The sequence below is a fragment of the Streptomyces sp. NPDC048277 genome (genome assembly GCF_040652235.1).
In the GTDB taxonomy this organism is placed as follows: Bacteria; Actinomycetota; Actinomycetes; order Streptomycetales; family Streptomycetaceae; genus Streptomyces.
The window spans coordinates 112,257-125,947 of sequence record NZ_JBEZLQ010000008.1; the positions used below are offsets into that span (position 1 = coordinate 112,257).

The 13,691-nt window shown below is 69.3% G+C and carries 14 protein-coding genes and 1 pseudogene; 11 read left to right on the forward strand and 4 right to left on the reverse strand.

Annotated features, from left to right (window positions below):
- Window positions 1–595: 595 nt before the first annotated feature.
- Window positions 596–1,171: a helix-turn-helix domain-containing protein gene (locus tag AB0D85_RS19340; RefSeq protein WP_362321561.1), complete on the forward strand. Its 576-nt coding sequence runs from the start codon at window positions 596–598 to the stop codon at window positions 1,169–1,171.
- Between the two features lie 34 nt (window positions 1,172–1,205).
- Window positions 1,206–2,174: an alpha/beta hydrolase gene (locus AB0D85_RS19345; RefSeq protein WP_362321563.1), complete on the forward strand. Its 969-nt coding sequence runs from the start codon at window positions 1,206–1,208 to the stop codon at window positions 2,172–2,174.
- A gap of 343 nt (window positions 2,175–2,517) precedes the next feature.
- Here the strand turns inward: AB0D85_RS19345 and AB0D85_RS19350 are convergent, their stop codons facing one another.
- Both AB0D85_RS19350 and AB0D85_RS19355 read right to left on the reverse strand, forming a co-directional pair.
- On the reverse strand, window positions 2,518–2,673 hold the full coding sequence (locus tag AB0D85_RS19350) for a hypothetical protein (protein WP_362321565.1): 156 nt from the start codon (window positions 2,671–2,673) through the stop codon (window positions 2,518–2,520).
- Between the two features lie 75 nt (window positions 2,674–2,748).
- Window positions 2,749–3,570, reverse strand: coding sequence for a DUF4158 domain-containing protein (locus tag AB0D85_RS19355; protein WP_362321567.1), 822 nt, complete (start codon window positions 3,568–3,570; stop codon window positions 2,749–2,751).
- A gap of 224 nt (window positions 3,571–3,794) precedes the next feature.
- On the opposite strand from AB0D85_RS19355, the gene AB0D85_RS19360 reads away from it, so the two are divergent.
- The gene (locus AB0D85_RS19360) at window positions 3,795–5,771 is read left to right on the forward strand and encodes a transposase (RefSeq protein WP_362321569.1); all 1,977 of its coding nucleotides are present in this window, start codon (window positions 3,795–3,797) and stop codon (window positions 5,769–5,771) included.
- Window positions 5,772–5,793: 22 nt separating this feature from the next.
- The gene (locus AB0D85_RS19365; RefSeq protein WP_362321571.1) at window positions 5,794–6,564 is read left to right on the forward strand and encodes a maleylpyruvate isomerase N-terminal domain-containing protein; all 771 of its coding nucleotides are present in this window, start codon (window positions 5,794–5,796) and stop codon (window positions 6,562–6,564) included.
- Window positions 6,565–6,678: 114 nt separating this feature from the next.
- Here AB0D85_RS19365 and AB0D85_RS19370 read toward each other — a convergent pair whose 3' ends face one another.
- Complete coding sequence (locus tag AB0D85_RS19370; RefSeq protein WP_362321573.1) at window positions 6,679–7,401, reverse strand: ANTAR domain-containing protein; 723 nt, start codon at window positions 7,399–7,401, stop codon at window positions 6,679–6,681.
- Window positions 7,402–7,520: 119 nt separating this feature from the next.
- On the opposite strand from AB0D85_RS19370, the gene AB0D85_RS19375 reads away from it, so the two are divergent.
- A complete protein-coding gene (locus AB0D85_RS19375; protein WP_362321575.1) occupies window positions 7,521–7,871 on the forward strand; it encodes an ArsR family transcriptional regulator in 351 nt (116 codons plus the stop codon).
- Window positions 7,872–7,875: 4 nt separating this feature from the next.
- Window positions 7,876–8,166, forward strand: coding sequence for a CsbD family protein (locus tag AB0D85_RS19380; RefSeq protein ID WP_362321577.1), 291 nt, complete (start codon window positions 7,876–7,878; stop codon window positions 8,164–8,166).
- A 94-nt stretch (window positions 8,167–8,260) separates the two neighbouring features.
- Here the strand turns inward: AB0D85_RS19380 and AB0D85_RS19385 are convergent, their stop codons facing one another.
- Complete coding sequence (locus AB0D85_RS19385; RefSeq protein ID WP_362321579.1) at window positions 8,261–8,416, reverse strand: DUF6131 family protein; 156 nt, start codon at window positions 8,414–8,416, stop codon at window positions 8,261–8,263.
- Between the two features lie 206 nt (window positions 8,417–8,622).
- Between AB0D85_RS19385 and AB0D85_RS19390 the strand changes: the two are divergent.
- The 5 genes and pseudogenes from AB0D85_RS19390 to AB0D85_RS19410 all read left to right on the forward strand — a co-directional run.
- A pseudogene (locus tag AB0D85_RS19390) lies at window positions 8,623–8,859 on the forward strand (catalase); the annotation flags it as partial.
- A gap of 400 nt (window positions 8,860–9,259) precedes the next feature.
- Window positions 9,260–10,129 carry a sugar ABC transporter permease gene (locus AB0D85_RS19395; RefSeq protein ID WP_362321581.1) on the forward strand — a complete coding sequence of 290 codons (870 nt, stop codon included), beginning with the start codon at window positions 9,260–9,262 and terminating at the stop codon, window positions 10,127–10,129.
- A gap of 14 nt (window positions 10,130–10,143) precedes the next feature.
- Window positions 10,144–10,977 (forward strand): carbohydrate ABC transporter permease, encoded by an 834-nt coding sequence (locus tag AB0D85_RS19400; protein ID WP_362321583.1) that lies wholly within the window; start codon window positions 10,144–10,146, stop codon window positions 10,975–10,977.
- Window positions 10,978–11,067: 90 nt separating this feature from the next.
- On the forward strand, window positions 11,068–12,441 hold the full coding sequence (locus AB0D85_RS19405) for a sugar ABC transporter substrate-binding protein (protein ID WP_362321586.1): 1,374 nt from the start codon (window positions 11,068–11,070) through the stop codon (window positions 12,439–12,441).
- Between the two features lie 60 nt (window positions 12,442–12,501).
- The gene (locus AB0D85_RS19410; protein ID WP_362321588.1) at window positions 12,502–13,581 is read left to right on the forward strand and encodes a LacI family DNA-binding transcriptional regulator; all 1,080 of its coding nucleotides are present in this window, start codon (window positions 12,502–12,504) and stop codon (window positions 13,579–13,581) included.
- Window positions 13,582–13,691: the final 110 nt, after the last annotated feature.

Sequence of the window (13,691 nt, forward strand, 5' to 3'; positions counted from 1 at the left end):
CATCGCCAACGGATACGGGCCCCGTGCTGCCAGCGCCCGCGCCACCTGCACGGTCAGCTCAGACACCTTCGGCCACGGCCTCGGCCGCATCGACATTCCACACCCCACCCGCGACCGGGAACGCCAAGACGGCCGCTGCTGCCCCATGAACGAGCCACCAGCACCGCTGGGGAGGTTCCGGCCTGTTACTCGAAGATGACCAGGTCCTCGATCCTGGCCTCGTCCAGGACGAGGTTCTGACAGTCGGTCGACTGCTGGTCGGTCGACACCCGTTTGTAGACCAGGTTGGCCATGCCGCTCCCCGTGTCTGTGGTCGCATTCGACCCTAGCTGTCAGCAAACCCTGTCATCATCCGCGATTGGATCCGATTGGATCGGCGCCGCCGTCGGGCCCCGGGAAGTCCGGATTCGTTGGACGCCCGCCGCGCCTGTCGGAGCGTGGTACTGCTGGTGACCGCGCTACCCCGGCGGCATGAGTTTTGGATGGGAAACATGCCTCCCGCACCGGCGGCCGGGCGGATGTCCCGGCATGCCTTCCGGCGTGCATGACACGAACTGGATTTACAAATATATCTTTAGGTGTTAAATGTGTAGCCATGCCGAAAGTTCCGTCCGCCCAGGTCGTACTCGACAGTGCCTACCGCTGCTTCTGCCGCAACGGCTTCCGCCGCACGACGATGTCCGACATCGTCGAAGAGGCGCAGCTGTCGCGTCCGACCGTCTACAAGTACGCCGGGACCAAGGACGCGGCATTCGCCAAGGTCGTCGAGGCGAGGCTGGAGCGGGCCTCCGTGGCGGCCGATGAGGCGGCGCACACAGCGGCCACGCCGGAGGAGAAGGTACTCGGCGTGCTCGCGGTGAAACTGGAGGTCGCCATCCGGCTGTGGAGCGACAGCCCCCTGCACGCCTACGAACTGCTGTCCGCCGCTTCCGTCCACACCCCCCATCTGGTCACCGCCTACACCGACCATCTGGCCGAGCTGGTCACCTCGGCCCTGGCCGCGGTTGTTCCCCAGACCGCCCCGCAGGCGGCCGACGTGCTGCTCACGTTCACCCGGGGCCTGGAGGACGACCTGCGCGACGCCGAAACGGCCCGCCGCGGCCTCAGGACCGGCGTGCAGATGATCACCCACGGGGCGCTGGGCTGCCCCGCTCCCTCAGTCCCCGCCTGACCCGCCAGCAGGCCGCAGCTGGAAGGCACCCGTCATGAGCACCACCTCCGCAACCACCCTCTACCGCGATCAGCAGGCATGGCGCGACCTCCAGGAGTTCCTGCCCGCCTGCCTGCGCCTGAGCGACGACACTGCACCCGAGGAGGAGTTCTGGGACTGGCGCGGACACCGCGTCCACCTCGACCGCTACCCGAACCCCGCCGCCAAGGCCAAGATCGTCCTGCACCACGGAGTCGGCACCAACGGCCGCCAGATGTCCCTCATCCTCGGCGCCCCGCTCGCCCGGCGCGGCTTCGAGACTGTCGCCCTGGACAACCTCGGCTACGGCCTCACCCAGGTCAAGCCGGGCATCACACCCTCCTACGACGACTGGGTCGACCTCGTCGTCGACTTCCTCGCCTTCGAGCAGTCCCGCGACGACCGCCCCATCGTCCTCTACGGGCTCAGCGCGGGCGGCATGCTCACCTACCACGTCGCTGCCAAGGCCCCCCGCAAAACCCTCGCCGGCATCGTCGGCATGACCTTCCTCGACCAGCGCAACCAGCAGGTGCGCGACGAGACCTCCCACGACAGGCTCACCGCACGTGCGGGCGTCCCCTTCATGAGCCTGGCGGCCAGGACCCCGGCCGCCAAGGCGAGGTACCCCATGAGCCTGGCCGGCAAGATGTCCGCCCTCGCCAACGACCCAGGCGCCATGAAAGTCTTCATGAAGGACCGCACCTCCGCCGCGAACTGGGTCAGCATCCGCTTCCTGGACCGCTACATGAACTACGCCCCGGCCGTCGAGCCCGAGGACTTCGACGCCTGCCCGGTCCTGCTGACCCAGCCTGCCGAAGACCGCTGGAGCCCCCGCCATCTGAGCCTCCCCGTGCTCTCCCGCATCACCAAGGTCCCCGTCACCACCTTCATGCTGGACAACGCCGGCCACTACCCTCTCGAAGAACCGGGCCTTCAGCAGATGCAGGACGCCATCGCAGACTTCACCACCGAACACACCACCTGACCCAAACCCGCTCGACTACGGAGCGTACTGGCCGACGAGGGGGAGGTTGCGGCGCCGGCTGCCGTCGTAGCAAACGATGCCGGGCTCACACCCTCGCGCACCCGCCATGACGCACACGGGCCGCCTTGGCGGGCCTGACGTTCCTCGGTGGGAAGACGTCACCAGGCGGGGAGGTCGGCACGGTGGCCCAGGAGCGGCCCTCGGACTCGCCATGCAGGACGCCGACGCGATCCACGCGTGCGCAGGTTCACCTGTTCCCCACCAGCGGATCGTGCGGCATGGTCAGCCGGTCTCCGCGGCACTGACGTCGCAACCGCTTCAGTGTGGTCTGCACCGTGCGCCGCTAGACCGGGCCGCGGGTCTTGAACTCGTGGGCCAGTTCCCGAAGCGTTTGCTCGCCCGCGGACACCGCCGGGTAGACGACCTCGCGGACCGTGCCCTCAGGCTCGCCGATCGACGCCTCGGCGAGCCTGAAGAGGATGTTCTCCTTGCCCGACACCTTCTGGAAGGCGTTGACCAGCTGCTCGGTGACCTTCTTCTCCGCCCGCGCTAGTGCAGCGCGCGGCCAGCAGCGTCACCCGCAGCGGCAGCGGGTGAGTGCGCAGGTGGGAATGGGATTCCACCACCACGGCCCGCGCCCGCCATCCGGCCACCACCCTTGGGCGACATCCGCGGACAGGTCCGTCGGCAGTGCGACCGCCCGCACCGCGAGCAGCTTGTCGATCTCGGTGAGCGTCGTCTCCAGGCTCACATTGCCCGGAGCCTCCTTGATCTTCCCCAGGGCCGGAGGGCCGTCCTCGTCCTCACCGGTGCCGGCGCCACCGGGAACGGCGTCGTCCTCTTGGCCGGCTCCGGAGTTCAGGGCGACGATCCGCTCCGTGCTCTCGACCGTGAGCCGCGCCGAAATCCGCGCCGTCAGCGTCTGCTCAGCCGCTCGCAGCGCGGCGCCCAGGATCCGGTCGCACCGCCCCGGCGTCGGCGGCTCGATGCTCTCTGTGCGGCAGCGCGCCAGCAGTTCCACCCGTACCTGTTCCGGCGGGCGCTCCGTGCACGCAACGTGTTCGGCGAGCCAGGCGGTCAGCTTGGCCGCGTCCCCGACACTGCACTCACGAAAGCCCAGGTGGCCGCGGATCTGCGCGGCTACGAACTCCACCGCCTCATCCGGCAACTCGAACCGGCCCCGGGGAAACCGGCCGTACTGCGTACAGAACTTCAGCAACATGGCGAAGCCCAGTCGCGTCGCACCGCGCTCGCCGGACACGAGCCCCTGCTCGTCCGTCAACAGCGTCCAGTGCTCGACCAGGTCGTCCAAGTCCAAAAGGGGTACGGGCTTCGGTCGTCGATCGTCCTCTCGGGTGCTCAACCCGCGCAGCTGTACGACCCCGGACGCACCCACACGGGTGGCACCCTCGCAAGATCACCACCGGTTGCGGCTGGTGACAGCCTTCTGGCCGGCACCCCGTGATGCGGTGGTCTGTCCTGTGATGGTGTGGTGTTCACTCTGGTTTGGGTTATTCAGCGGCGATATGGCTTTATGTGAACGCATGGATCGAATGCGTGACCTTTCCGTGGTCCTGTCGTTGATCGGATGACAGCGCCACGGGTGAGGGGAGAGGACCGGTGAGCCGGAGGCTGCCGCTCGGTGAGGGGGAGACGGCCCGCACAGCCTGTGTCCGTGGTCTGCTGCGTACCGGTGTGGTGGAGAAGACGGGTGAGGTGCTGTCGGCCGCCATGCTCGCGGAGCGAGTCGGGTGGGCTGCCAATCTGGTGTGCGGCATGGTCGCCGGACTGCTGGACAGGCACTGGAACGCGGCCGATGTGGAAGCGCTGGCCTCGGGTGTGGACGCCAGGGGCAGGGCGTTGCCGTCCAACGCGTGGATGGCGCTGCGACGGCTGGACTGGACTGCGACGCCGCCCGAAGGCATCCGTGTCAATGACCGGATCGTGCGCATGGCCCAGGAGCAGACCGGGCGCCTGCTGCGCGCCGTGAAGTGGCGGGCCGATCTGACGGCTGGCGTGATCGGGACGTGGCCGGCCGATCCGGGCCGGCGCGCCCCGGGCGAGTGGGATGCCGTCCGCGAGGCGATCCCCGACGGCCGGCATCTGCCGTCCGGTGTGATCAGGTCCCGGACTCGGCAGATCGCCGCCTTCCAACGCCGGCACGGCCGGTTGCCGGCCGGAGTGTTTGAGTTGGAGGCCGCACCCCGCGCGGCGCGGATGCTGCTGCTGTCCGCCTGTGACGGCCAGCAGGCCGCCCTTGCCCGTGCCGATGATCCGGGCCGGGCGCTGCTGAGGGTGCAACTGCCCACTCGCCCCGACCCGCGCTCGTATGGGGACTGGGCGTGGGTGGCCTGCCCGGTCACGCTGCCGCCGACCGTGCCGCCCGTCGCGGTGCTGCACCTGCCGACCCTGCGCATCCAGCGGGGCCGGGTGCAGGCCGACCTCGCCCACACTCACTCCGTGCCCGCGGCCCGGCGCACCGGGCACATGATCGCGCTGGGCGTGGACTGGGGCCTGAACACCCTGCTCAGCGCGGGCACCGTCCGCCTCCACGACAACGGGACGATCACCGCGCTCGGCTCCGGTGCCCAGTTCCGGGCCGCCGGAGTGCTGGCCAAACAGCACCGGCTGCGCCGCGCATCCGAGTACCTGCACGCCAAGGCCGACTACTACCAGCGGCTCATCGGCGACACCGACAGCCATTGTCTGACCGACAGGCATGCCGTGCTGGCCGAGGAGATCCGGCGTGTGTCGGACCGGCGCTCGAATCTCAACGACGCCCTGGCCCGGTCCGCAGCCCGATGGGCGGTCGACCAGGCCATCGCCGCCGGTGCGAGCGTGATCTACATCGAGGACCTGCGCTCGATGGAGGCCCGCCGCATGGGCCGCACCCTCAACACCCGCCTTTCCCAACAGGTCCGCGGACAGATCGTGGAACGGATCCGGCACCTGGCCGCCGAAGCGGGCATCGCCGTCGTCACCGTCCCGGCACGCAACACCTCTAAGCACTGCCCCCACTGCCTGGTCCCGCTGCGCCACCGCAAGGCCCCCGACCGGCCCACCACACCCGGCTGGAAATGGGCCCTCTGTCCCAACCCCGAGTGCGGCTGGCAGGGCGACCGCGACATGGGGGCGTGGCAGCGCATCGCCGCACGCGGACTTGCCCACCAGACCAAGACCGTGGTGGACCGTGCCAGCGGCAGCATGGCCATCCGTAGCGTGGTCGACCAGCTCGAAGCCACCGCGGTGGTCGAACCGGCCACCACGCCAGCTCGCCGGGACCGGTCCAAGGCCGGACCCACCCGGCGCACAACCTCACGCCCCGCGCCCAGGCGACGCAGGGCACCCTCCCCCACCGGACCTTCGGGGCCGGCGGGCAAGCGTCCGGAGGGACACGCTCACACGGGCCGGACGAGACTGCCCCGCGCAGCCCACCGGCACCAGGGCGTGACGACGATCAGCACACCCACCACCCGCCGACACCGGCCAACCGGGGCAGCACTGGGCGCAGGATTCCACCTGCACGCCCACGCCACCCCACCACGGTGGGCACGACCTCCGCGGGACCCCACGGTTCGTACAGGTTCGCTTAGTTGATCAGAGACGCTACCCATGGCGCATGATGTCATCCCGGGTGGACGAGACCCTGCCGGAACTGGCGCCCTTCGTGCACGCCGTGCAGGCGCGGCGCCCCGACGACGGCACCTGGTGCGAGGCGTGGACGGTGCGGGACGTCCTTGTTCACCAGACGGGCAATGCCGAAGAACTGGCCCGGGTGCTCCAGGCGGTCCTCGACGGGGCGCCGGTGGAGACGCGGGGCTTCGAGCGCGAGCAGCCGTATCGACGGCTGTCCGACAGCGAGCTGTGGGCCGCCTTCCTGGACCGCTGCGAGCGGCTGACGGAGGTCGCGGCGGCCGCCGCCCAGGATCTGTCGCCGGACACGGAGGTGAGGTGGACCGGCCGGACGGTGAAGGTTCCCTTCTTCGCGGAGCACATGCGGGAGGAACTGATCCTGCACCGCTGGGACCTGACCGGCGACGACCGTACGGCGGTGCAGGCGCTCAACGAACCGTGGATGACGGAGCACAGCGTGGTGTCGGTCGGCCGGCCCCTGCTGGAAAGGGGCCGCGCCGGGCTGGGCCTGGGGCCCGGCGGCCGGGTCGAGGGCCGGCTGCGGACGCCGGGCATGGACGATGTCGTGGTGACGGCCGACGCCGACGGCGGGGCCATCCGGCTCGCGGCCCCCGAAGGCCCCGCGACGATCGAGAGCGACGCGGCCGTACGCGTGCTGCTGCTGTGGGGCCGCCGCCCCGCCGACCCGTCACGCTGGCACAGCGCCGCCGGACCGGACACCCTGCGCCAGGTGCGTGCCCTGCTCGGCGGCTACTGAGGACGGTGCCCTGTTTGCACATGCCGTGCCGGGCAACTCGGTCAACAGGCAACACACGGAGAGCAGATGAGGTGCCGAGTGACCACGCGTCAGGGGCGAGGCCCGAGAGGGCGCCTACGCATGCTCCGAACACATCGTCTGCCGTTGCGGTCCGCTCCGGGCCCGGGTGACGGCCGCCGTGAGCTGCCTTTGGACCTGATCCGGCAGCGGCGCCCCCTGCACCACGGTGGCCACCACGTTCCGGGCCAGACGGTGCAGCTTGGTGTTGGTGTTCTGGGAGGCCGTGACCAGCGTCTCCCACGCTTCGTCGGGGTCCAGGCCGAAGGAGGCCATGAGGATGCCGCGGGCCAGGTCTATGTCCGGCCTGGTCCGCAGGGCGCGCCGCAGCTGGACGACCTCGGTCTGCAGGAGCCCGTCGTCCGCACCCTCGTCGCCCTCCGCGCCCTCGTCATCCGCGGGCGCGAAGAGGGGATAGGTCTCCGTGAAGGTCAGCAGGCGTTCGACGACCGCGCTGGCGGTGGTGATGGTGACCGACTTCCCGTCCGCCACCGCTTGACCGCGTACGGCCAGCAGGACGTTGAGGACGGAGCAGTCCGCGAACGTCATGCCCCCAAGGTCCAGGTCGACTCCCTGCGCCGACCGCGCGAGGGCCTGGGTCAGGGCGCGCCGCAGGTTCTGGCTGTTGTCGAGGCAGAACTCCCCGCTCACGGTGACGGTCACCCGGGCATTGTCCGGTCCCGCCTGCACCAGCAGGGCGGTGGCCGACGGCGGCGGCGCGGCGCGTACGACCACGCCTTCACTCGCACACAGCGCGTCGTCGTAGGACGGTTCGGTCATCTTCGCCTCCTCCACGTCTCCTTCAACAGGCTCTTACACCCGGTCCTCACCCGTCAAGACATACATGAATTTTAATTCCTGCTTTTGGGTGCGTGAACGATCGGTCGTAGGATTTGGTCATGCCTGGAGTCGATGGAGTGCCTGAGCCGCACACGGGATGGACGTTCGTGACCAACCACGCGCGCGTCCTGGCGAGCATCGCCGACGATCACAACGCGCGGATCCGGGACATCGCGGCCCGCTGCCGGCTCACCGAACGTGCCGTCCAGAAGATCATCTCGGATCTGGAGCAGGACGGTTACCTCTCCCACACCCGCAAGGGTCGTGCCAACCATTACCGGATCGACCCGAGCAAGGTCCTGCGCCATCCGGCCGAGGCCGGACTCACCGTGGCCTCGCTGCTGTCGATGCTGGTCAGGGACGAGGTCGAACGCCAGGGCGCGGTCGAGGAGGTCCAGGCCGAGTCCTGACCCGGTGCGGCTTGCCCGGAGGGTGGAGAGCGATCCCGCGCTCCCCGGCGACGGCGCCACTCCCGGGGTGCTGGCTCTGGTCGCGATGACCTCGGTCGTCGAGCGCGTCAAGACCATCCTGGTGGCGCGGGCGCATCTGTCGGCGGACACGGCGTACGAACGGCTGGTCGCCGACCGCGTGGAGGAGATGGGCCGGGCCAAGGAAGCGGTCGGCCGCACCGTGGGCAATGAGCGGATGACGGCTGAAGGACAGGCCGAGAAGCCGAAGGACGTCTTCACACACCGAAAGTGCTGAAAGCGCCGAAAGCACTGACAAGGCATGCGCCGGCGGGACCCCCTTCTTTTCAGGGATCCCGCTCCTTTGTGCTGAGCCCTGCGGGCTGCCAGAACTACCAATAGTGCCGTCGGCCGCCGACCGCATGGCCGACCGAGCCGAGGAGGTAAAGGACGGCCCCGAGCACGAGCAGGATGATCCCGATCGTCCACAGGATGCCGATGTTGAAGATGAGTCCGAGGATGAGCAGGATGACGCCGAGGGCGATCACGGCCTTCTCCTCTCTCTCCGGCCGAAGAGTCGGCCGCTGATGGCGATATGGATTGGTCAGGCCGGGGCGCGGTGGGTCCGGCGCCCTGGTGGCCGCTTCTCGCGCGTGCTGAGCTCGCGCCGGCCGATGTCTCGTCGAGTACCCCTTTCACCGCGAATATTCCAAGCCCCAGGCAGTGACTTGGGGAGAAGAGCCCCGGAAGACGTTTGACCCAGGGGCCGATCCTCCTGCAGAACGCCGATCTGATCGCGCAGATGGCGCAGCTCAACCGGGAGTGAATCCCGAGCGCCGGCCGCAGGTGAAAAGAAGCGGCTCTGTCGGCCACTCCCATCCGGTTCTCCACCGTGGCGGGGGAGTGTGGCAGCCCGGACAGCCGGCGCAATCCGCGCGGTTTCGCGGTGAAGTTCGACACCGGCGAAGGCAATTACGACATGGTCGGCAACCTGCGGGATCACGTCACCCGTGCCGCGCACGTGTCCCACCCGGAGTCCGGGCGAAGTCCGTGGAGCAGGATCCGGCTGTCCATGGCGGTCGCGCGTGGCCGAGCCCGGTCCCGGCACACGGCACGCGCTCGACCGCAGCGATGGATCCGTGCGCCACCTCTTGACCCGCATAATGTTAGCGCTCACACTCACTCTCGCGTGCTGACGCATCATCCCTGCGGACGCGCCACGAGCCCCTCCCTCACCGGGCCTCGGCTCACAGCGTCCCCTTTTTTCCCTCGCTCTAGCGCATGTGATTGAGCCGCCCTCCCGGAGCATGAATGTGATCGATGACATCCCAGTCGCCGCACCGAGACCGACAGCCGCCGCCGACGGCGTGCGGTACCGCAGACGGAGCCGGATGCGTACCACCGTCGAGGCGTACGTCCTGCTCGCGCCGAGCCTGGTCGGGTTCGTCCTCTTCCTGGTCGCTCCGATCCTCGGGGTCGTCGTGATCAGCTTCTTCGACTGGAACCTGATGGGCGCCCCGCGCTTCGTCGGGTTCGCCAACTACCGCGAGATGATGGGCGACAGCGAGGTGTGGCGGGCGGTGTGCAACACCGTCTACTACGTCCTGCTCAACATCCCCGCACAGACGGTGCTGGCCCTGCTGCTCGCCCTCGCGATGAACCGCCGGCTCAGGGCCGGCAAGGTCTTCCGGGTGCTGTTCGTGCTGCCGTGGATGGCCATGCCGGTGGCCCTGGGCATCGTGTGGAGCTGGGCCTTCGACCCGCAGCACGGTGTGATCAACCAGTTCCTGTCGCTGTTCGGCGTCGACGGCCCGGCCTGGCTGTCGTCGACGACCTGGGCGATGCCGGTAATGGCCTCGGTGAACATCTGGCAGTACACCGGCTACACCATGCTCTTCCTGCTGGCCGGGCTGCAGGCGATCCCCGAGTCGCTCTACGAGGCCGCCGGCCTGGACGGCGCGGGACCCGTGCAGCGGTTCTTCCGGATCACCCTTCCGCTGCTGCGGCCGTCGATGTTCTTCGTGCTCGTCACCAACACCATCGGGTCGTTCCAGATGTTCGACACCGTGTACGTGATGACCCAGGGCGGGCCCGGCGGTTCGACGGACACGATGAACTACCACATCTACCAGCAGGCGTTCCAGCTCTTCCGCAGCGGCTACGCCTCCGCGCTGGCGATGCTCCTGTTCGCGTTGATCCTGCTCGTGACGGCGGTTCAGTTCCTGTACTTCCGCAAGCGCACCGTCTACGACTTCAGCTGAGGGCGGCCATCACCATGTCTGCGATTTCGAACGCCGTTCGCCGGACCGGTCTGTACGGCGTCCTCGCCGCGGGAGCGCTGCTGTCGGTCGGGCCCTACCTGCTCACGCTGAACGCCGCCTTCAAGCGCCCCTCCGACCTGCTGTCCACCGACGCCTGGGCGCCGGCGCACCCCGCGACCTTCGCCAACTTCACCGCCGTGTGGAACGACTACGGGATGTCCTCGTTCCTCCTGCACACCCTGTTCGTGGCGGTCGTCGTCACGGCTGGACAGGTGGTGTTCAGCGCCATGGCCGCGTACGCACTGGCGCGGCTGGAGTTCCCCGGGCGGGACTGGCTGTTCTGGGGCTACATCGCCACCATGATGGTGCCTCAGATGATCACCCTGGTACCGCTGTTCCTGATGATGCGCGACCTTGGCATGGTGGACACCTTCGCCGGGCTCATCCTGCCGACCGTCTTCGGCACGCCGTACGGTGTGTTCCTGGTGCGCCAGCACTTCCGCACCATCCCCAAGGACCTGGAGTCCGCCGCCCGCATCGACGGCGCGGGCACCTTCGGCATCCTCGTACGGATCATGCTGCCGCTGAGCCGGCCCATCCTGGCCACGCTCGCCACCATCACCTTCGTCAACACCTGGAACAACCTGATCTGGCCGCTGATCATCACCAACAGCGACCGGACCCGGGTGATCACCGTCGGCATCGCCGCCCTCCAGGGCGAACACGTCTCCGACCTGCCGCACATCGTGCTGGCCGGCGCCGCGCTCGCGCTGCTGCCGCTGATCGCCGTCTTCCTGCTGTTCCAGCGGCACATCGTGCGCTCCATCGCCCTCACGGGCCTGAAGTGATCCCAATGCGTCATGCGTGCGTGTTAGCGCTAACACTCGCTCTTTGAGCCGCCCCTCTTTCCCCACCCGCACCGAAAGGGAGTCCCACCCATGTCCAGCGCCACCAGAAGAGCCGTGACCCTGTCCGCCACCACGAGAGCCCTGAGCGCGGCCGCCGCCACCGCCCTCCTCCTCGGTCTCACCACCGCCTGCGGCTCCTCCGGCTCCGGCACCTCCTCCGACGGCACCGTCACCCTGCGGTACGCCATCTGGGACGCCGTGCAGAAGCCCGCGCTGCAGAAGTCGATCGACGCCTTCGAGAAGCAGCACCCGAAGATCAAGGTCAAGATCGAGCTCAACGCCTGGGCCCAGTACTGGAGCAAGCTGCAGACCCAGCTGGCCGGCCGTACCGCGCCGGACGTCTTCTGGGACCACGTGGCCTACTTCCCGCAGTTCGCCCAGCAGGGTGTGCTCACCGACCTCACCCCGTACCTCAAGGCCGACAGGCTGGACACCTCCGTCTACGACTCCAAGCTCCTCGCGGGCTGGGAGCAGAACGGCAAGCAGTACGGTCTGCCCAAGGACTGGGACACCATCGCGCAGGTCTACAACAAGACGATGCTGAAGACGGCCGGCCTCACCCAGGACCAGCTCGGCTCGCTGTCCTGGAACACCACCGACGGCGGGACCTTCGTCGAGGCGCTCCAGAAGCTGACGATCGACGAGAACGGCAAGCACCCGGACGAGGCCGGCTTCGACGCCAAGCACGTCAAGCAGTACGGGCTCGCCCTGTCCTCGCCCAACGGCCAGACCGACTGGTGGGACGCGGCCACCCAGAACGGCTGCAAGCTCCAGGACAAGGCCTGGGGCAGGTGGACCATCGACCAGGCGTCCTGCGTCCAGGCGATCCGGTTCGTCCAGGACCTGCGGCTGAAGTACCACGTGGCGGTGCCCGCCTCCGTCACCAACACCCCCAACGGGGCCTCGCTGCCGCAGGTCATGGCCCGTAAGCAGGCCGCCGTCGTGTGGGACGGCAGCTGGGACCTCAACGCCTACCAGAGCTCGCTGAAGGGCAATTTCGGGGTCGCCGAACTGCCCGGTGGCCCGGTGGGGAAGGGGACGGTGTACAACGGGCTCAGCAACGCCCTGTACGCCGGCAGCGCGCACCCCAAGGAGGCATGGGAACTGGTGAAGTGGCTGGGATCCGAGGAGTCGCAGAAGATCATCGTGGCCACGGGCTCGGTGTGGCCCGGCATCCCCGCGCTCAACCAGGACTTCGTCGCCGCGTGGCAGAAGCAGGGCGTGGACGTCAGCGCGTTCGCGAAGGAGGCCGAGGGCACGACCGTCGGTTACCCGCTGACCACGTCCTCGGCGACGTACAACGTGAAGGTGCTGGACGCCTTCAACCAGGTCTGGCTCGGCCAGCAGACGCCGCAGCAGGCGGCCGGCTCGGTGAACGAGGAGTCCAACGCGGCGATCAAGTAAGACGGCCCCAGCCCCCGACCGCCGCCCGCCCCGCCCCACCGCCGCCAGGAGTCCACGACCATGCAGCAGCCCGCCCCGGTCCCGCACGAGGAACCCTCCGCCCAGGGCGCCGACCGGACGCGCTCGGTCAGCATCTTCGACGTCGCCAAGGCGGCGGGGGTCTCCCACCAGACCGTCTCCCGCGTGGTCAACGGCAGCCCGAAGGTGCGCAAGGCCACCCGGGACCGGGTGCTGGAGGTCATCGACGAGCTGGGCTACAAGCCCAACCGGCTCGCGCGGGCCCTGGCCGGGGGAGTCGTGCGCTCGGTGACCGTGCTCACCTCGGACACCACCCTCTACGGGGCGTCCCTGGCGCTGCGCGGCATCGAGGAGGCGGCGCGGGCGGCGGAGTTCGCGGTGGCGATCAGCGTCCTGGACGAGCGGGCGCCGCTGACGGCGGACGATGTGGCGAGTCGGCTCGCCCGGCCGGGTGAGCCGGTGGTGGTCATCGCCTTCAACGCGCCCGGCGAACGCGCCTGGCACGCCCTGCCCGCGGACTTTCCGGCGGCCGCGGTGGTGGAGCGGCCGAGGGACGGCGGGGGAGCCGGGGGCAGGCCCGAGGCATGGCTGGACGACCGTGCGGCGGCGGCACAGGCCACGCGGTATCTGCTCAGCCTCGGCCACCGCACCGTGCACTACATGGCGATCCCGTCCTCCACCACCCGGGTCGGCCAGCGCGCCGAGGGCTGGCGGGACGCCCTCGCCGACGCCGGGCGGCCGGTCCCCGAACCGCTCGAAGGCGGCTGGAGCCCGCGATCCGGGTATCTGGCCGCCCGTGGCCCGGTCGCCGACCCCGAGGTCACCGCGGTGCTCTGCGGCAACGACGAACTGGCCCTCGGCGTGCTGCGCGCGGCGCGCGAGGCGGGCCGGGACGTGCCGGGCGACCTGAGCGTCGTGGGCTTCGACGACGCGCCGTACGCGGGCTACACCCACCCCGCGCTCACCACCGTACGACTGGACTTCGAGGGGCTCGGGCGCGGTGCGTTCGGCATGCTGCACCGGCTGCTCGACCCCGAGAACGCACCGCTGCCGCCGCTGTGGGCGGAGCCCGAGCTGATCGTCCGGGAGAGCACCGGGCCGGCGCCCGGCCGTTCCCGCTGACCGTTTCCCCGCTCGACAAGCCGAGTACCTCCGCGCTCGAAAATGCGCGCCGTATCGCTCCCTCGCGGGGGATGTGAGCGATAACAATGCGCTGAGCGTCCCGGAACCAA